The following is a 19321-nucleotide window of genomic DNA, read 5'->3' as shown; positions in this document are numbered from 1 at the left end:
ATGAACCTGCAAGGTAAGAAGGTCCGCCTGCACGACATGAGCCTGCGCGATGGCATGCACGCCAAGCGCCACCAGATCAGCCTGGAGCAGATGGTTTGCGTGGCCACCGGCCTCGACGAGGCCGGCGTGCCGCTGATCGAGATCACCCACGGCGACGGCCTGGGCGGCGCCTCGGTGAACTACGGCTTCCCGGCCCACACCGACCGCGAGTACTTCGAGGCGGTGATTCCCAGGCTCAAGCAGGCCAAGGTCTCGGCGCTGCTGCTGCCGGGCATCGGCACCGTCGAGCACCTGAAGATGGCGCATGGCTGCGGTGTGTCCACCATCCGCGTGGCGACCCATTGCACCGAGGCGGACGTTTCCGAGCAGCACATCGGCATGTCCCGCGAGATGGGGCTGGATACCGTCGGCTTCCTGATGATGGCGCACATGGTCAGTGCCGAGCAGCTGCTGGAACAGGCGCGGCTGATGGAGAGCTTCGGCGCCAACTGCATCTACTGCACCGATTCGGCCGGCTACATGCTACCGGCGGAGGTCAGCCAGAAGATCGGCCTGCTGCGCGCCGAGCTGAAGCCGCAGACCGAGGTCGGCTTCCATGGCCACCACAACCTGGGCATGGCCATCGCCAACTCCCTGGCCGCCATCGAGGCCGGTGCCGCTCGCATCGACGGCTCGGTGGCCGGCCTGGGTGCCGGCGCCGGCAACACGCCGCTGGAAGTCTTCGTCGCGGTGCTCAAGCGCATGGGGGTGGATTGCGGTGTCGACCTGTACGGCATCATGGATGTCGCCGAGGACCGCGTGGTGCCGATGATGGACCAGCCGATCCGCCTCGACCGCGACGCGCTGACCCTGGGTTACGCCGGCGTGTACAGCTCCTTCCTGCTGTTCGCCAAGCGCGCCGAGGCCCGCTATGCGATTTCCGCCCGCGACTTGCTGGTGGAACTGGGGCGGCGCGGCACCGTGGGCGGCCAGGAAGACATGATCGAGGACCTGGCCCTGACCATGGCGGCCAAGGCCGGGCTGTTGCCGACCTGAGTGGAACCGCGCCGGCTGCCTTGTGCGCAGTCGGCGCAGTGCTCAGTCGGGCAGGCCCGCCTTGCGGAAGCCTTCGACGAAGTGCTCGCGCACTACCGCGTCACGCAGGGGTTCGGTCTCCACCCAGTGGCGGATGGTGAAGTTCGGATTGCCCACCAGGAAGAATTCGGTTTCCGCGCGAGCCTCGTCCAGCCGGCCGAGTTGCGCGAGGCTGGCGGCGAGGAAGCGCCGCGAGCTGCTGCGGTAGGTTTCGTCGTGGCGCAGGGTCTGGATGGCGCCCTGGTAATCGCGCGCGGCGTACTGCGCCTGGCCGAGGGTCAGGTAGTACCAGCCGGCGGGGAAGGGGTTGAGGCGAAAGGCCCGGCGGATGTGCTCCAGGCCTTCGTCGATGCGCCCGGCCAGTACCGTGACGTCGGACAGCGCCGCCCAGGCGTCCGCATCGTTCGGGTCGAGCTCGATGGCGCGCTGGAACTCCCGGTCGGCTTCGGCGTACTGCCGTTCATACGTCAGCAGGTAGGCCAGGCTCCAGCGGCAGCCGGCGTCATTGGGGGCGATGGCCACGGCTTCGCGCGCCCGCTGCAGTGCCGTGTCGCGCTCAGCCTGGGTGGGGCCGCCGCTGTGTATCCAGCCCATCCAGTGGTTCATCGCCAGCCAGCGGCGCGCTTCCGCGTACTGCGGATCGAGGGCGATGGCACGGCTGAGCATCAGGTGTGCTTCGCGCGCGGCCAGCGGCGAGTCGTCCATCAGCTGGCGGGCGCGTACGCACAGTTCGTAGGCCTCGATGTTCCTCGGGCGATTGCGCGGCAGGGGTGTGCGCAGATGGCCGAGCAGGGCCTGGACGATGTGCCCGGCGACCTCGTCCTGCACGGCGAAGACGGCCTCCAGTTCGCGGTTGAAGCGCTCTGCCCAGAGCTGCTCGCCACTGAGCGCATCCACCAGCTGGGCGTTGATCCGCACACGGGCATCGGCGCGGCGTGCGCTGCCCTGGAGCAGGTAGCGCACGCCCAGTTGGCGGGCGATCTCGCGCACGTCCATGGCCTTGCCCTTGTAGGCGAATGCCGAGGTGCGGGCGATCACGAACAGGCCGGAAACCCTCGACAGCTCGGTGGTCAGGTCCTCGGTCAGGCCATCGACGAAATACTCCTGCTCGGCGTCGGGGCTGCCGTTGACGAAGGGCAGCACGGCAATCGAAGGCTCATCCGGCAACGACAGCGACGCACGCGGCGCCTCGGCCAGGCGCTCCACGCTTGCGCTGAAGCGGTAGCCGACGCGGGGCACCGTGGTGATCCAGGGGCTGCCGTCGGGGTGCTCGCCCAGCACCTTGCGCAGCTGGGCGATCTGCACCGTGAGGTTGCCTTCCTCGACCACCAGGCCCTGCCAGGCGGCGTCCATCAGCTCGGCCTTGCCGAGGATTTCACCCGGCCGCTGGAGCAGGGCGCTCAACAGGTTCAGCGCACGGGATCCGATGGCCACGGGAACGTCGTTGCGCTTGAGCGTGCCATTGGCGCCATCGAGCACGAAGGGACCGAAAGCCAGACGCGATTGCTGCATGCCGCCCCCTTTGCAAGTTTTTGGAAGTGTTTGGCGCCACTTAAGGACGGCTTGCCGGGCGCTCTCCATGCTTGACCCATGAGGTCCGAGTCCATGGAGGCTGTCATGAACGATACTCCCCGCCTGCTGCTGTCGGAAGCTCCGCCGCGGCACTTCAGCCCGTCGGCCGTGCTCGAACTGCTGGCGCTCTGGCAGGCCCGCGCCCAGCTTCGCCAGCAACTCGCCGTGATGGCCAGGGCCAATCCGCACCTGATCGAGGACATCGGCCTGACGCGGCGCCAGGTGGTACTGGAGATCGCGAAACCTTTCTGGCGGGCGTGAGGGCTGACGCAATTTTCCTGAACGGTAGTGCAAGATTTTTCCTACAAATTAGTGGCAGTCTGCTACCCTCGCGGCCCATCGGTCACCACTGCGTCAGGGTGTCGCATGCTCGGCGGGGCCATGCCTTGCCGTTCGAGCGCCGGTTCCAGGCCGAGTGGTGCATCACCCATCACCCATAACAAGGACGACAAGCGTGACTCTGCGATGCGCCACACCAGGGAGGGTGCGATGCATTTTCCTGCGTGCTTTTCCGCATCTCGACTCCTGCGCCGCCATCGCGGCGATGAAGGTCACGGCTGTCCGTTCCGTGCTGGCCACCGGGTCACAGAACCCGGAGCGCCGTTTACCTTGAGGAGCAGGTCTTGAATCACATCTATCGGCTGGTATGGAACCGTCGGCTGGGCGCCTGGCAGGCCGCTTCGGAGCTGGCGACGCAGTCCCGCGGCGGGCGTTCGTCGGTGGGCGGGGTGGCGGCACGGATTGCTATCTGCGGGGCGGCGCTGTTCACCCTTTCGGGGTTGAGCACGGCGGTGCAGGCGGGTTGCACGCAGAACTCCCCGGTCACGGTGAGCTGTAGCGGCGCAGCCAACCCGCTGGTTCCCTATTACAGCAACATTGCGGACAGCCTTGATGTCACTGTGGCGGCGGGAGGCGAGTTGGGCGTCTTGTTAGGCAGCGGCGGCACCGCGCTGCAGCTGACGGGCAGTTTTGTGACGTTGACGAACCACGGCGTTATCGATCCGAGCGTGCTGGGGCCCATCGCTATCCAGTCGTCGGGATTGGTCGTGGGTAACGCCAACGGAAGTAACGTCAGCATCAGCAACTTCGGGAGCATTGCGGGAGCACGGGGCCAGGAGGGCGTCTCGACGAACACGCTGAGCGGCCTGGCAATGCTCGTGCAGAATGGCATGGGTGGTACAACCCAGGTGGTCAATACGGGAACGATTGCCGCCCGTTCGATTGCTGGCGTGCCGCAGGCGGCCGGGGATATGGCGGCGATTGCCATCGTCGGCGGCAGCGCAGTGGACTTCGTCAACACCGCGGGTGCGACCATCTCCGGCCGCGTCGCACTGCAGTCCCCCTCCATCCTTGGCTTCGGCAACCACTTCACCAACGCCGGAACCATCGCCGGTAGCGTCTCTCTGGGCGCCGGCGGCCACAATACCTTCACCGCCGTGACGGGCTCGTCGATCACTGCCGGAGGCAGCACAGCGGATACCATGCCGGTGGCTGGCATGAGCGACTTGAGCTTTGCCAAGGCCGGCACGGTCGACGGGGTTGGCTACGACAATACCCTGGTGCTGCAGAACGTCCTGCCTTCGCTCGGGACCGGGTCCGGAACGGCGGGTTCGGGTGCGGCTTCAGGCGATACCTACCTGAATTTCCATTCTCTGCAGGTCAACAGCGGCACCTGGACCCTGACCGGCAGCCCGCTGGTGCCAGGGGCGTCGGTCGAGCTCAATGGCGGCGCAGTGATCCTGGCGACCGGCACCGAGATGGGGCTGGGTGACATCCAGGCCAAGGGCGGCACGTTGATCAGTTCTCTGGGTGCTGTGACGATGAGCAACCCATTCAATCTGGGCCTGGGCGGGCTGACGCTGGCCGGGCCCAACAACTACACCCTCAACGGCAGTATCGGCGGTACGGGTGGCCTGAATATCACAGCTCCGGTGGTCTCCCTGAATGGGGTGAACAGCTCCCTTTCCGGCAATATCCAGGTCGGCGCCAGCTCGACCCTGGTAGGCAACACGAACAGCATCAGAGGCAACCTCGTCAACAGCGGCACCGTGACCTTCAACCAGTCTTCCAATGGCACCTATTCCGGCGCAATGTCCGGCACGGGAGCGTTGGTCAAGTCCGGCACCGGCACCTTGACACTCAGTGGCAACAATACCAGCAGCGGTGCCACCAGAGTTGCCGCCGGTACATTGGTAGTTCGCCCTGGCGGACTGTCGAGTGGGGCCCTTAGCCTGAGCAGCGGAACCGTACTGGACCTGGGCCTGGGCGGCCCTCAGACGGTGGCAGCGCTGAGTGGCGTTGGCGGCTCTATCTTGCTGGGCACGAGCGCACTGACCGTCGATAGCAACGTTTCCACGACTTATCTGGGGGATATCTCCGGGCCGGGGCAGTTGCTGAAGCAGGGATCGGGCGAGCTGACGCTCATCGGCAACTATCTGGCCGGTAGCCTCACCGTCAACGGCGGAACGCTGGCCCTTAATACGATCAGTAACCCGAGCCTGATGGCCGAGGTGAATACCGGCGCCACGCTGAACCTGTCGTCGCAGCCTGGCCAATCCCTGGGGTCGTTGGTTGGCGGCACTGGCAGCGCAGTCAGGCTGGGCACCAGTAGCCTGTCCCTGGCATCAGGCAATTACGCGGGTGTCATCAGTGGTGCGGGCGGGCAGTTGAACAAGGTGGGCAGCGGCACCTTGACCCTCAATGGCAGCAATACCTACACCGGCGGCACGCAGATTACCGGTGGCAGCTTGCTGGTCGGTGACAGCAGCCATGCGTCGGCGCGTGTCGAAGGCCCGGTCTCGGTTTCCAGCGGCGCGTCGCTGGGTGGCTTTGGCACCGTGGCCGGCAATGTCGATGTGGCCTCGGGCGGGCATCTCGCTTCGGGTGCCCCGGTCGGGGTGTTCACCATCGACGGCGACCTGACCCTGCGCCAAGGCAGCCAGGCGGACTTCAGCCTGGGTGCCTCGGGTGGATTCTCGACGCCAGGGGCCAGCCACAGCGTCTCGGTGACCGGTGACCTGAATCTGCAGGGCGCCCAGTTGAACCTGAGCAATGCGGGGGGCTATGGCCCGGGCGTCTACCGGCTGTTCGACTGGGGCGGCGCACTGACCATGAGCAGCGGCGGCCTCCTTCCACCGTCGGGGCCGACCCTGCAGATCCTGAGTGACGCCAAGCAGATCAACCTGATCAATTCGGGCAGCCTCTCGCTCAACTTCTGGAACGCCGATGGCCTTGCCAGCGCATCGCAGATGGGCGGTGGCACCGGCGTCTGGTCGCAGGCCGGTGCGAACTGGACGGACGCCACGGGTAGCACCACCGCGTGGCGCAACCCCAACGACGCGTTCTCCATCTTCGGCGGTGCGGCCGGCACGGTGACCGTCGATAACAGCAATGGCGCCATCGCGGCGCAGGGCATTCAGTTCGCCAGCGACGGCTATCACCTGGTCGGCGACAACCTGGTGCTGACCGGCACCACGCCGGGCGCCCTGGGCGAAGTGCGGGTCGGCGACGGCAGTCAGGTGTCGAGCGGCTGGGCAGCTTCTATCGACAATTCGCTGTTCGGCGCTGGTATCGACAAGACCGGGCTGGGCACTCTGGTGCTCACTGGCACTAACAACTACAAGCAGAGCACGCGTCTGAGCCTGGGTACGCTGTCGGTTTCCAGCGACGCCAACCTCGGCGCGTCCTCCGCCAATCTCGACTTCGAGGGTGGCACCTTGCGCATCACCGGCAACGGTTTCCAGAGCACGGCGCGCGACGTCGTGTTCGGGGCGGCCGGTGGTGGTCTGGACATCGCTGATGCCGATAACACCTTCACCCTCGGGCAGGTGCTTTCCGGCGGCGGCGCACTGACCAAGCTCGGCGACGGCACCCTGGTGCTGGGCGGCAATAACAGCTACACCGGTGGCACGCTGGTGAGCGCGGGCACGCTCAGCGGCTCGGCCGGCAGCTTCGGCAGCGGCGCGATCGTCGACAACGCGACGCTCGTGCTTGACCAGGCCCGTGACGCCACTCTGGCCAACGCGATATCCGGCACGGGCTCGCTGACCAAGACCGGCGCCGGCAACCTGACTCTGGGCAGCAACAGCTACAGCGGCGGCACACTGATCAGCGCGGGGACGCTCACCGGCTCGGTCGAGAGCTTCGGCAGCGGCGTCATCACCAACAATGCACGGCTGATCCTGGATCAGGCCAGCAACGCCAGCTTCGCCAATGCCATGTCCGGCAGCGGCAGCCTGGTCAAGCACGGAGCCGGTGCCCTGGTGCTGGAGAGCGACTCCAGTGTCGGCGGCGGCACCCAGGTGGAAGACGGGCGTCTGGTCGTCGGCGGGAGCGTGGGCTCCACTGCGCGCTTGACCAGCAACGTGGATGTCGCCGGTGGCGCTACGCTCGGTGGCCATGGCGTCATCGACGGCAACGTCACCCTCGCCAATGGTGCGAAATTGGCGCCGGGCAACTCCATCGGCACGCTGACTGTGGATGGCGATGTGACCTTGGGCGCCGGCTCGACCCTGGAGATCGAGAACGCCCCGGACGGCAGCACCGACCGCCTGGTGTCCACCGGTACCGTCGCTCTGAACGGTGCGAACCTCAGCGTCCTGGCCGAGCCCGGTACCTGGAAGCCCAGCTCCAGCTACGCCATCATCCAGGCGGCCGCGTTGCAGGGTACTTTCGCCAATGTCACCAGTAACCTGGCATTCCTCGATGCATCGCTGCAGTACTCGGCCACTGGCGTCACTCTGGTGATGGAGCGCAACGACACCACCTTCGTTTCCGTGGCTCGAACGGGCAACCAGCGGGCGGTGGCCGGGGTCATCGACCCTGCTGTTGGCAAGGCGCTCTGGAGCGAGATGTCCGGGCTCAGCGTCGAGCAGGCGCAGCGTGCCTACGACAGCCTGTCCGGTGAAATGCATGCCAGCGCGCGGACGGCGTTGTTCGACGACAGTCGTCAGGTGCGCGAGGCGCTCACCGACCGTCTCTATGAGGTACGCCAGGGCGGCGCCGGCAGCGCTCTGGACGTCTGGATCAAGGGCTACGGCGGGGCCAGTGACAGCGACGGCACCGGCGGTGCCGCCAGCCTGGACCGCAACAGCCAGGGCATGCTGGTTGGCGCGGACCTGGCGCTGAACGACACCTGGCGCGTGGGCCTGGCCACAGGCTACGGCACGGCTGACCTGGACGTCGATGCGCGGAGCTCCTCGGCCGACGTCTCCAGCACCACCCTTGCGGCCTATCTCGGCGGCCAGTGGGATGCCCTTGGCTTGCGCCTGGGCGTGGCGCGCACCTGGAACGATCTGGACACCCGTCGCGATGTGACGGTGGGCAGCCAGCAGCAGAAGCTCAAGGCCAGCTACGACGCTGATACCACGCAAGTGTTTGGCGAGCTGGGCTACCGCCTGCAGCTCGCCGAGCTGGAGCTGGAACCCTTTGCGGGCATCGCCCATGTCGAGGTACACAGCGACAGCTTCAACGAGCATGGTGGCGAAGCCGCGCTGCACGGTGGCAGCGAAACCGATCGGGTCGACTACACCAGCCTGGGCCTGCGTGCCAAGGCACCGCTCGGCATGTTGTTCGATCGCCCGTTGGCGCTGACCACCAGCCTGGCCTGGCAGCACGCGCTGGATGTGCCGGAGGACGAGAGCCGGATGACCCTCGGCGACTACGGCAGCTTCACCGTCACGGGTGTCCCGCTGGCACGCAATACTGCAGTGGGGCGTGTCGGCGTCAGCCTGCAACTGGCGCCGCAGGCCAGTGTCGAGCTGGGCTATTCCGGCCAGACCGGCGACGGTAGCCGCGACAATGCGGCGCGACTGGGGCTCAGCATCGCCTTCTGAGTCATGCCGGGGCGCGGCAGCGCGCCCCGGTTACCGCTCCAAACCAAGCCGCTGGTGCCACTGGGCGATGGACTCCTGCGGGTAATCGTCGAATTGCAGGTCATGCGACGTGGCCTGCACTTCGACCCAGCTCGCCTTCGAGCGCAGCAGCAGGTGGGTGTGTTCAGGTGGCACGGGCAGCGGGGTGTCGATGGCGGAGGCGAAGGGGTGGATCAGTTCCGGCCATCGCGCGTCGTACAGCCACAGGCCGCTGCCGCACAGGCTGCAGAAGTGCCGTTCGGCGCCACTGGTACGCGTGCGCTGGCCTTCCTCGCGGAGCTTCGCGTGGTAGATGCTGATGTGCTTGCGCCCGCGCACTTTGAGGCTGGCGGAGTCGCCACCGAGGTTGATCGCGTAACCGCCGCCGCCCTGGGTCTTGCGGCAGATCGAGCAGTAGCAGCGCTGGTAAGGGTAGGGATGGGCACTGTGCAGGCTGAAGTGCACGGCGCCACAGTGGCAGGAACCTTCGAGCAGCATGGCTTTTCTCCATCAGGACTACCTGAGCAGGGACTCGCGGGCGCGCCAGGGATTCCATCGGATCGCACCAGCGGGACTGGCCGTGCCCCGTGCAGTAGACTAGCCGCCCGCCCAGCGACGGACGCTGCCCATGCTCAGGAATTTCACCGACCTCGATCTGCGCCTGCTGCGCATCTTCGCCTCCGTGGTGAAGTGCGGCGGCTTCACCGCGGCGCAGGCCGAGCTGAACATGAGCCAGTCGAACATCAGCATGCACATCGGCAGCCTGGAGAAGCGCCTGGGCTATCGGCTGTGCGAACGTGGCAAGGGCGGCTTCCGCCTGACCGCGAAAGGGCAGCGGATTCTCGAGGCGTCCCAGGCGATGTTCGACGCCATCGGCCTGTTCCGCGACCAGGCGCAGGCGCTCTCGGGCAAGCTGGTGGGCGAGCTGTACCTGGGGCTGGCGGACAACGTCACGACCCTGCCGCAGGCGCGCTTCGACGAGACCCTGGCGGCCTTCCACGGTCGCGAGCAGGACGTGCAGCTGAACCTCTACGTGAATTCGCCCACCGAGTTGGAGCTGGCGGTGATCGACGGCCAGTTGGACCTGGCTATTTCCTACTTCAGCCGCGCGCGCCCGACTCTGGATTACCTGCCGCTGTACACGGAAGAGATCGGCGTGTTCTGCGGCGAGCGCCACCCGCTGTTCGCGGCGCACGAGCCGACACTGGAGCAGATCGCCGAGTACAACTGGGTGCGCCATGGCTTCCTGCCGGCGGACCAGGAATTGCCGTTCCGCCCCGAACGCAGCAGCGCCACCGCGCATCACATGGAGGCGGTGGCGCATTCGGTGCTGGCCGGCACGCACTTGGGCTATCTACCGACCCACTACGCGAACATCTGGGTCGAGCGCGGGCGGATGAAGCCACTGCTGCCGGAGCAGCTCTGCTACGAGGTGACCCACAGCATGATCACCTACGCCGGGCGGCCGCGCAGCGAGGCCGCCCGTGCCTTCATCGAGGACCTGCTGAGCGTGCACGGCCTCGGCTAGCCCTCAGGCGAGCACGCCGTTGACCGCGTTGAGGTAGATGCGCGAGTAGTCCTCGGCCTGCAGCGGCAGGGCATTGGTCTCGGAGGAGGAGATATCCGCCACCGCCTGTTCGCCGACCCACTGCGCATCTTCGCCGTCCAGGCCCAGCTCCCTGAGCGTATGCGGAATGCCCACCGCCGAACGCAGTTCCAGCACCCAGCCCAGCAGGCCGTCGAAGCTCGCTTCCGGCAGTTCGAGGTAGCGCGCCAGACGCGTGGCGTCGGCTTCGATGGCCGGGCGGTTGGCCACCAGCAGGTACGGCAGCAGCACGGCGTTGAGCAGGCCGTGGTGCTTGTGGTGCTTGGCACCCAGTGGGTGGGCCAGCGCGTGCACACCGCCGAGCCCCTTCTGGAAGGCGACTGCCGCACTGGCCGAAGCCACCAGCATGCCTTCGCGCGCGGCGAGGTCGGTGCCGTTGTGCACGGCGCGTTGCAGGTGCTCCTTCACCAGGCGTACGCCTTCGATGGCGACGCCGGCGGACATCGGGTGGTAGAGCGGCGAGAACAGCGACTCCAGGTGATGGGTCAGGGCGTCCATGCCGGTGGCGGCGGTGAGCGACTTCGGCAGGCCGACGGTCAGTACCGGGTCGAGAATCACCGAGCGGGCCAGCAACTCGCGGTGGCCGACGACTATCTTGATGCCGCGCGCGGTATCGGTCAGCACCGCCTCGCGGCCCAGTTCGGAGCCGGTGCCGGCGGTAGTGGGAATGGCGATCAGCGGCGGCAGATCGAGGGCGGGGTGATCACCCAGGGTCGGGTAGCGTTCGATCAGTTGCGACCATTCGAAATTGTGCAGGCCGTTCGCATCGCGGCTGAGCAGGGCGATGCCCTTGGCTGCGTCCAGTGCGCTGCCGCCGCCCAGGGCGATCAGCGAGTCGTGGCCGCCGTCGGCCAGAACGACGGCGCCGGCGCTGACTTCTTCCAGCGCGGGGTTGCTGGAGAAACCGTGGAACAGCGCGTAGTCGATGCCGGCCGTTTCCAGACGGCGCCGCACTTCGTGCAGCGGCGGCAGTTCGAGCATGCCGGGGTCGGTGACCAGCAGCGGCTTGCGCATGCCGGCCAGGCGGCAGCGTTCGGCCAACTGATCGAGGGCGCCGACGCCGCAGAGGATTTCCGTGGGGTAGTTCCAGTAGTTCAGGGTGGACATGACAAGCTCCGGATTTCAGGCATGGCCTGCCCGTGCCGGCTCGTGCAAAGCCAGCGGCGGGAGGATGTGGGAAACGGGGCGCCGGACAGGCCCGGCGCCAGACGTTCAGGTGAGCGCTCAGCCGACGGCGCGGCCGGCGAAGCTCAGGCTAGTGGCGATGCGGCGGTGCGGCTTGGCGATGAACAGGTAGGCCAGGCCGAACAGGGCGAGAGCGGAGAACACCACGACCACCGCCCAGACCTGGAACCAGGGCGCGCCGGGCGGGGCGAGCATCTCCCGCGGCCAGGCCACGTTGATCGCCTCGAACACCAGCCAGACCACGGCGATGACGTTGACCAGCAGGCCCTTGCGACCGAGCCTCAGCGCGCCCTTGTCCGGGTCCCAGCGGCCGGTCAGGCGTGCGTACAGCGCGCTGGCGGCGACGATCAGGAAGACGAAGAAGAAGCCGCCGCTGCCGAAGGCGATCAGCGTGCCGACCGCCGTGGCGTTCAGCCCCAGGGCCAGGCCCAGGCTGGCCAGCAGGGTGCTGCAGACCATCGCGGCCATCGGTACCTTGCGCTTGTCGACGCGGCGCAGCAGGGCGGAGCCGGGAAGGATTTCATCGCGGGCCATGCCGAAGATGGCGCGGCCGATGTAGGTCTGCACCGAGACCACGCAGGCGACGAAGGCGACCAGCACGATGGCCACGAACGGCTGCTCGGCCCAGGCGCCGAAGGCGTCCACCACGGCCGGGGTTACCGGGTCGATGATCTGCCCGCTGACCACGGCGGCCGGGTCCTTGTACGACAGGGTGACGGCGAAGGCGGTGAGCATCACCGTCAGCCCGACCACCAGCATCGAACGCAGGATGGCGCGGGGCGTGGAGACGCGGGCGTCGGTGGTTTCCTCGGAAATCTGCGAGCAGGCATCGAAGCCGAGGAAGGCCCAGCCGCCCACGGCCAGCGCGGTAAGGAAACCGCTCCAGTAGGTGCCGCCGGAGACTTCCAGGGCATTCAGGCTGCTGAACAGCATCTCGAAGGAGTGGTTGCGGAAGAACAGCAGCAACAGCACGCCGATGCCGATGGAGGCGATGGCCTCGGCGAAGATGCCGGCGTTGACGAAGTACTTCAGCGGGTTGATGCCCAGCAGGTTGACCGCTAACCCAAGGGCCAGGAGCGCCGCGCCGCAGAGCACCTGTGCGTTGGCCGACGGCGGCTCGCCGGTCAGCAGCAGGCCGAGCCAGAAGCCGCCGAGGTAGGCGACGGTGGTCAGCGAGGCGAGGGCGGAGGCGAGGTAGAGGAAGCCGGTGAACCAGGCCGCGCGGTCACCGATCAGCCGCCGTACCCACTGGTAGCAGCCGCCGGCCAGCGGGAACTGCGAGGACAGTTCGGCGTACACCAGTGCCACAGTCAGTTGCAGGAGCAGGCACAGGGGCACGACCCATACCCAGGATGGCCCGACGCTCATGGCGCCCAGGGACATCACCGAGTAGATGCCGACGACCGGGGAAATGGTGGCGAAGCCGACGGAGAACGACGACCACAGGTTCAACCCGCGGTCCAGTTCCTGGCGGTAGCCGTGGCTGGCGAGCAGGCTTTCGTCGCCGTTGCTGTGGGATGCGACAGGGCTGCGAAGGTCAGACATGCCGGCCTCCGGTGTTCAGGGAAATAGGGGATTCACGGCCAGGCATGACGGGGCGCATGGGAGATCCTCGGGGCAGTTGGAGTTGTTATCGAGAACCCGCGTCTCTAAAGGACGGCTGAGTAGCTGGCGCTGTCAGTGCAGCGCGTGGCCAGAGTAGGGCGCTGCCGCATCAGGAAAAATTCATATTTGATTGGGCTGACATCAATGAAGGCTGATGTTTATGGGCGGATTGCCGGAATGATGCCAGGGAACCGGTGTGGCGGGCAGCGGATTGCCCTGTTGCGAGCAGAGCTGCTGTCGATACGGTGGGAGCCTGCAAGATGCACGAGCCGCTCTACGGCGCTGCCACTCGGATCAGCGAGTAGGGCGGATAACGCCCAGGCGTTATGCGCCCTACGAAGGCGTTCACGGCAGGCGCAGGGTATAGAGGCTTATGGGGTCGGTCAGGGGATGCGGTTTGCGAGCAAGGCCCACGCGTTCCCCATGGTTCTACAAAAGGTGACGAGTTTGCCGGGGAGGAACCGGGAGCGACGGCGCGCTCCCGGTGTGCAGCGCTATCAGCAGTGCTTGTCCTGCCCGGCCTTTTTCTCGGTGTCCGGCTGGGCGTTCTGCGCGGTCTGCTGCTCGGCGTCGGCCTTGGCGCGAGCGGCCTGCAGGGCCTGGTAGTTGGCCTCGGTCAGGCGGTTGGTCATCAGGGCGGATTCTTCGGCCATGGATGCCTGGCTGGCGAGCAGGGCGGCAAGGGTGAGGGCACTGGCAGTGAGCAGTTTCATGAAGGGATTCTCGGGTAGTGGACTTCTGACAGGTGATTGCTCGCGAGTGGCCACAGTCTACTGACGGGGTGGCGGATGAACCCATGAGGAAAACTGCTGGAAATGATCGAATCGCTGATCGGTCGGCGAGGCAGTGCGCACACCGAAGATTGGCGGCTGAGCGGAAAGCCGCATGCGCAGCGGCATACAGCCGAATTTTAAGGGGCTTCGGTTGGCGCAGGGGCTGATCAATTAACCATCGATCATGAAGCCTGGCTTACGAATTCATGCCGTTCGGCTAATGAGTAACGGCAGGTTGCGAGGCGCACGTTCGCCCGACCGAGGTGACGCTTTCTTCACGAACTCCTGTTAAGATCGCCGCCTCTTTGGGGAGTAGCCTGGCTTCACCACCCGCGTGAAGTCGCCCTGGTCAACATGATCGGCAACCTGCCGTGGCCAGTGCATCCGTCCGGATTGGCGAGACCAACGACATGACTGCGCTCACGCCGGGCTCGCAGTGTCTTGTCGTTGTCTCGTGCCCGGCTGGAGTTATCCGTGAATCCCATCTCGCTCATCTTCCTGGCCTTCGCCATGTCCACCGACGCCTTCGCCGCCGCCATCGGCAAGGGCTCGAGCCTGCACAAGCCGCGTCTCGTCGAAGCATTGCGCACGGGTTTGATCTTCGGCGTGATCGAAGCCATCACCCCGCTGATCGGCTGGTTCCTCGGCCAGGCCGCCAGCAGCTACGTCACCGAGTGGGACCACTGGATCGCCTTCGGCCTCTTGCTCGTGCTGGGCCTGCACATGATCTACAACGGCGTGCGCCACGATGATGAAGCCGAGGAGGAGAAGCCCTCGCAGCATTCCTTCTGGGTACTGGCAGTGACCGCCGTGGCCACCAGCATCGACGCCCTGGCGGTCGGTGTGGGCCTGGCCTTCGTCGATGTGAACATCTGGGTCGCCGCCGCTGCCATCGGCCTCGCCACCATGACCATGGTGACCATCGGCACCATGCTCGGCCGGGTGCTCGGCGCCGTGGTCGGCAAGCGCGCCGAGATCATTGGCGGTGTAGTGCTGATGCTGGTCGGTGCCACCATTCTCTATGAGCACCTGTCGTCGGTCTGAATCGACGATCCCAGCTTTTCGCCTGCAAGAAAAAGGGCCGCATGAAGCGGCCCTTTTTTCATCACGTTGAACCCTCACATACACCTGTACGCAGGGCGAATAATGCGCAGCGTGATCCGCCCTGCGTCTTGCCGTTCGGCTTCACTCGCGCACGTTGCGGTACAGCATCACCCGCGAGGTCTCGTGCATGGCGCGGGTCAGCGCGGTGAGGCGCTGGAATTCCTCCGGGTGTTGCGGCGCGACGTTTTCCATGGGCGTCGGCGAGTAGATGTCGTGCAGCGTTGGTGAGCTGCCGTCGTGCTGCATCTGCAGGAGGAAGCGCCGGGTCACGCCGCCGATGATCGGGAAGGTGCCTTCGCGTAGCACCAGCGGTACCACGCGTTCGCCTTCCGCCGCGACCTGCTGCAGGTCGCGGCCCATGCCGCCGTTGACATAGGGCTTGCCGAGCAGCCCGAGCACCGTGGGCAGCAGGTCCGCCAGGCCCACCGCCTCGTCGAATACGCGCGGTTTCAGCAGGCCCGGTGCGTAGATCATCAGCGGCACGTTGTTGCTCTCCAGGCCCAGTTGCTCGAAGCCTGGGGCCATGTGCGGTATCTGGCTGATGCGGGTGTTGTGGTCGCCGAAGAACACGAAGATCGTATTGTCGAGGTAGCCGTCGCGCTCGGCCATTTCCAGCAGCTTGCCGATGTTGAAGTCCAGCAGGCGCACCGCGTTGAACTGCTCCAGGCTGCGCGAGCCGGCGGCCTGGACCTTCTCCAGCGGCAGATCGAGGGGCTGGAAGCCGTCGTTGTCCCGCGGGATGGTGAAGGGCCGGTGGTTACCGGAAGTCTGCAGGTAGGCGAAGAACGGCTGGCCCTCGGGCAGTTGGCGCAGTACCGCGGTGCCTTCCCTGAAGAAATCCAGGTCGGAAATGCCCCAGACGTCCACCAGCGGCGATTGCCAGTGGCGCTCTTCGTAGAGCTGCACGCCGTCGATGCTGCGCTGGATCAGCGCATTGATGTTCGCCCAGCCAGCGTTGCCGCCGATCATGTAGAACTTCTCGTAGCCGTCCAGCGCGTTGATCAGGCTGTGCTGGCGCGAGATCAGCGGGTTGCGCGTGGCGGTCTGTTCGCGGGTCACGTCGGGTACCCCGGTGATGCTGGCCCAGACGGTCTTCGCGGTGCCGGTCACCGGTACGTAGAAATGACGGAAGAACCAGCCTTCACGGGCGATCCGATCGAGGTTTGGCGTTGGATCGAGCGGATTGCCGTAGGCGCCGACGGCGCTGGTGCCCAGGGACTCCAGCATGACGAATACCACGTTGGGCTGGCGCCCGGCGGCCAGTGCCGTGGGTTGCGCCGGCTGTTGCCGGCGGTAGTCCAGGGCCTGTGCGTCGGCGGCCTGGATGCCCAGGTAGTTCGCCATCAGCGGGTAATGCTGGCGCGCCTGGTCTTCGTCGAAGGCGACGGCATCGACGCGCAGGGTGTCGTAGAGGAAGATCACCGGGTTCAGCCCGAGCGCCGAGATCTGCGCATCGCCGCTGTAGAAGGCGTCGCTCCAGCGCAGCGGCACCGGGTTCTCCAGGTTGAGGTTGTCGACCCGGCCGAGCAGGCCGAGGAACACCAGCACCGTCACCACCGCGGAGCCGGCGGCGACGGACCAGCGCGAAATCGGCGTGGCCGGGCGTTGCAGTGTCCTGCGCTCCACTTGCCAGAGTGCGGCGACCGTCAGCGTCAGGAGCGCCAGCCAGCCGAGGCCGATAGTCACCACCGGGTAGGTTTGCCAGACCATGCCGGTGGAGATCTGCGCATCTTCGATGAAGCGCAGCACCGTGGCGTTGATGCGCACGCCCAGGTAGGCGTAGTGGCCGAAATCGACGATGTACACCAGCAACAGCAAGCCCACGACAAACGCCAGGTAGGCGCGGGCGAGGTAGCGCGTAGCGCGACTGCCCAAGAGGTTCAGGCGTGGCAGCCAGGCCAGCAGCATCAGCGGCAGGGTGACCAGCAGCGCCAGGCGCAGGTCGAAGCGCAGGCCGATTCCAAGGGTTCGGGCAACGTCCTCGTTCTCTATCAGGGCCGGCCAGGAAAGACCGGAGAACCCGACCAGGAAAACCCCGCGCAGCAGGGCAAACAGCGCGAACAGTACGGCAACGACGGCGGCCAGATAATGCAGGCGCCTGGAGTGAATCCAACTCATCGATCGACCTCGGCCAGATCCCTGGTGTGGCGAGCGCTGCCAGCACTGGGGCGCAATGCTCGCAGCCGGCGTATAGCGGCGCGCACCGCGCAGTTGAGGCAGAAGAGCCAGGCGTAGAGCGCCAGCAACGGGTCGATCAGGTAGTTCCAGTAGTTGCCGGAACCGTCGCCTCGCAATGCGTAGGCCAGCGTTGCGATCAGCAGCGTCGCCGCGCCTAGGCCATTGCCCGTGAGAAGGAAGCCAAGGGTCAGCAGCGCCATCGCCAGCAGCAGCCAGCCGGGCTCGTAGCCCCAGCGGAACGGGTCGAGATAGCTCAGGCCCAGGGACGCCGGGTAGAGCACCAGCGCCAGTATCGACATGGCCAGCAGCAGGTCGCGCTGGTGCCTGGCACGGATGGTCACAACGCCGAAGCGCATCAGGGTGAAGCCCGCCAGCAGCACCAGCAGGCTGGTGGACAGGTCATGGGTGAAGCTGCGCACCACCATGGCCAGTGACAGGCCGTCGACGGGGACGAAGGTCAGCCCGACGGCAAGCGCGAGCCTCAGTGCTTGCCAGCGCGGCGCCGTGCCCAAGGGGGCCGTCAGCAGGAACAGGAAGAGAGCGAGCGCGAGGTGCGCCTGCCAGAGACCGAACATCATTTTTTGCCCTCGACCCAGGCGTCGGTGAAGCTGACGTGCTTGATGAAGGTGTCGTTCCACGAATAGACCAGGTGGTAGACACCGGCCGCATCACGGGCGAAGTAGGGGTACTCGTACTCGAATCGGCACTGGCCGGATTCGCACATGCGCTGGCTGACGCTGGCGAGGAAGTTCTGCTCCAGCGCCGGCCGCTGCGGCGCGCCCACGGCGTCCCAGGTTTCCCCGATCAGGGCGCGGAAGACTTCCGGCGCCACCGGGTCGCCCCAGGGGTCGGGAGACTCGTCGATCTGCGAGACCAGCCTCCAGTTGCGCAGTTGCGTGTCGGTTTCGTAGAGCGTGAGGCGGAAGCGGCCGTCCTCCAGGTCGTTCATCGCCACCAGCAGGTGGTCGTTGGCGCGGCCCACGGCGGCCAATGACGAATTGGGGTTGCTCGGCTCCACCGGCTGCGGCTCGCTCCAGGTTCGCCCGGCATCCGTGGTGCGGCTGGCGAGCACGCGGTGGTGCTCTTCGCCCGCATAGCGCAGCAGGGCGATGGCCTGCCGACCGTCCTGCGCCACCACGGTGGGTTGCAGCGAGTGCTTGCCCTTGCTGATGCGGAATTTGTCGAGCACCTCGCCGTCGCGGTTCAGGTAGAGGTACTCGGCGAACTTGCCCATGAACTCGTGGTACACCGGCAGGCCGATGGAGCCGTCGCGGTGGAACACCGGCGCGCCGCGTACCAGGGTGCTGAGGTTGAGGAAGGGCGTGGTGACCAGTTGGCGCGGCTGGCTCCAGGTCAGCCCCAGGTCGTCCGAGTGCATGGCGTTGATCGCGCTGCCGGCCCAGCCGCCAACCGAGACGGAAACGTAGAACAGCCAGAGGCGGTTGTCCGGCGACAGGGCGATGACCGGGTTGCCGAGCTTGCGGATGTTCTTCTGCACCGCCTGTTCGGTGCCGATCCGCGTGGCCAGCACGCGCTCGGGCAACCATTGCCGGGCGCGCGCATCGAACTGCGCGGCACGGATCTGCACATCGGCTGAGCCTTCGCGGGTGCCGGCGAACCATACCGCCATCAGCGCCCCGCCCGGCAATGTGGCGAGCGAGGCGGAATGCACGAAGTCGCGGGTATCGGAGGAGGCGAAGCGTCGGGTCAGAACCGGCGCTTGGGCCGCAGCGGGCGCATTGGCGCTGGCGGCGAAGTCGGCCACCTCGAAGGATGGCGCCTGGTACCAGGCGAAGCCGAAGACGGCGACGACCAGCAGGCCCAGCACAGGTTTGAGGGCGGCTGCCTTCATCGCCGGAGTACCGGTTCAGCCTTCACCAGGGCGAAGGTCACGGGATGGAAATACAACTCGACCCGGTCGCTGCTGCGGTCGAAGGCGTAGATCTCGTAGCAGTTGCCCGGCGTCACGCGGAACTTGGTGATGCGATAGCCCTGCTGCTTCATGGCCGAACGGAAGATCGACTCCAGCTGCCAGGTGGATCTGTCGGCGCGGGTGCATTGGGCGTCGGCGAAGGCGAGGTTGGCGCTGCCCAGCGCCGCAAGGAATATCGTGAGCTTCCACATGGGCTTGTCCGATCAGTCGAAGGCGCCAAGTTAGAAACCGAAATGTGAATTAATTGTTAAACATAACAAGCAGTTACATTGCTTTTTGATGTTCTTTGAAGGCCTTCTCCGGCTGCTTTCCGGCGAGCCTAGCGGCTATGTCGGCGACGCGCCAAACCGCTTTTGATGACTTTCTGTTTCGTTGCGGACGGTGGGGTGGGAAAGCACGGGCCGGTCAAGAGACCGGCCAGTGCCAGGGAGCGTCGGGT

General features: G+C 66.2%; 14 protein-coding genes. 5 read left to right on the top strand and 9 right to left on the bottom strand.

Going from position 1 to position 19321, the window contains the following annotated elements; genetic code table 11:
- The gene (dmpG, locus tag A6723_RS08395) at window positions 1-1035 is read left to right on the top strand and encodes a 4-hydroxy-2-oxovalerate aldolase (RefSeq protein ID WP_054907138.1); all 1035 of its coding nucleotides are present in this window, start codon (window positions 1-3) and stop codon (window positions 1033-1035) included.
- Window positions 1036-1077: 42 nt separating this feature from the next.
- On the opposite strand, the gene A6723_RS08390 is transcribed toward dmpG, so the two are convergent.
- Window positions 1078-2586, bottom strand: coding sequence for a winged helix-turn-helix domain-containing tetratricopeptide repeat protein (locus A6723_RS08390; RefSeq protein WP_054907137.1), 1509 nt, complete (start codon window positions 2584-2586; stop codon window positions 1078-1080).
- Between the two features lie 105 nt (window positions 2587-2691).
- Between A6723_RS08390 and A6723_RS08385 the strand changes: the two genes are divergently transcribed.
- The gene (locus A6723_RS08385) at window positions 2692-2907 is read left to right on the top strand and encodes a DUF1127 domain-containing protein (protein WP_054907136.1); all 216 of its coding nucleotides are present in this window, start codon (window positions 2692-2694) and stop codon (window positions 2905-2907) included.
- A 362-nt stretch (window positions 2908-3269) separates the two neighbouring features.
- Complete coding sequence (locus A6723_RS08375) at window positions 3270-8480, top strand: autotransporter domain-containing protein (protein WP_082450507.1); 5211 nt, start codon at window positions 3270-3272, stop codon at window positions 8478-8480.
- A gap of 30 nt (window positions 8481-8510) precedes the next feature.
- On the opposite strand, the gene A6723_RS08370 is transcribed toward A6723_RS08375, so the two are convergent.
- Entirely contained in the window at window positions 8511-8996 is a 486-nt protein-coding gene (locus A6723_RS08370; protein WP_054907134.1) for a GFA family protein, read from the bottom strand.
- A gap of 130 nt (window positions 8997-9126) precedes the next feature.
- Between A6723_RS08370 and A6723_RS08365 the strand changes: the two genes are divergently transcribed.
- On the top strand, window positions 9127-10026 hold the full coding sequence (locus A6723_RS08365) for a LysR family transcriptional regulator (protein ID WP_054907133.1): 900 nt from the start codon (window positions 9127-9129) through the stop codon (window positions 10024-10026).
- A 3-nt stretch (window positions 10027-10029) separates the two neighbouring features.
- Here the strand turns inward: A6723_RS08365 and A6723_RS08360 are convergent, their stop codons facing one another.
- The 3 genes from A6723_RS08360 to A6723_RS08350 all read right to left on the bottom strand — a co-directional run bounded on the left by A6723_RS08360 (window position 10030) and on the right by A6723_RS08350 (window position 13607).
- Window positions 10030-11211 (bottom strand): iron-containing alcohol dehydrogenase, encoded by a 1182-nt coding sequence (locus A6723_RS08360; protein WP_054907132.1) that lies wholly within the window; start codon window positions 11209-11211, stop codon window positions 10030-10032.
- Between the two features lie 117 nt (window positions 11212-11328).
- The gene (locus A6723_RS08355) at window positions 11329-12834 is read right to left on the bottom strand and encodes an APC family permease (RefSeq protein ID WP_054907131.1); all 1506 of its coding nucleotides are present in this window, start codon (window positions 12832-12834) and stop codon (window positions 11329-11331) included.
- 557 nt (window positions 12835-13391) lie between these two features.
- On the bottom strand, window positions 13392-13607 hold the full coding sequence (locus A6723_RS08350; RefSeq protein ID WP_054907130.1) for a hypothetical protein: 216 nt from the start codon (window positions 13605-13607) through the stop codon (window positions 13392-13394).
- Between the two features lie 534 nt (window positions 13608-14141).
- Here A6723_RS08350 and mntP point away from each other — a divergent pair.
- A complete protein-coding gene (mntP, locus tag A6723_RS08345) occupies window positions 14142-14711 on the top strand; it encodes a manganese efflux pump MntP (RefSeq protein WP_054907129.1) in 570 nt (189 codons plus the stop codon).
- 141 nt (window positions 14712-14852) lie between these two features.
- Here mntP and A6723_RS08340 read toward each other — a convergent pair whose 3' ends face one another.
- Genes A6723_RS08340 through A6723_RS08325 form a run of 4 tightly spaced genes read right to left on the bottom strand, consistent with a single transcriptional unit; the run spans window position 14853 to window position 19073 of the window.
- A complete protein-coding gene (locus tag A6723_RS08340; RefSeq protein ID WP_054907128.1) occupies window positions 14853-16889 on the bottom strand; it encodes an LTA synthase family protein in 2037 nt (678 codons plus the stop codon).
- Window positions 16886-17527 carry a hypothetical protein gene (locus A6723_RS08335; RefSeq protein ID WP_054907127.1) on the bottom strand — a complete coding sequence of 214 codons (642 nt, stop codon included), beginning with the start codon at window positions 17525-17527 and terminating at the stop codon, window positions 16886-16888. Before A6723_RS08335 ends, A6723_RS08340 begins: the two co-directional genes overlap by 4 nt.
- On the bottom strand, window positions 17524-18801 hold the full coding sequence (locus A6723_RS08330; RefSeq protein ID WP_054907126.1) for an exo-alpha-sialidase: 1278 nt from the start codon (window positions 18799-18801) through the stop codon (window positions 17524-17526). The genes A6723_RS08335 and A6723_RS08330 overlap by 4 nt, the downstream gene beginning before the upstream one ends.
- Complete coding sequence (locus A6723_RS08325; RefSeq protein WP_054907125.1) at window positions 18798-19073, bottom strand: PepSY domain-containing protein; 276 nt, start codon at window positions 19071-19073, stop codon at window positions 18798-18800. Before A6723_RS08325 ends, A6723_RS08330 begins: the two co-directional genes overlap by 4 nt.
- Window positions 19074-19321 lie beyond the last annotated feature (248 nt).

The organism is Pseudomonas sp. AU11447 (assembly GCF_001672555.2).
GTDB lineage: Bacteria > Pseudomonadota > Gammaproteobacteria > Pseudomonadales > Pseudomonadaceae > Pseudomonas > Pseudomonas nitroreducens.
This window is presented reverse-complemented; position numbering and strand designations above follow the sequence as displayed.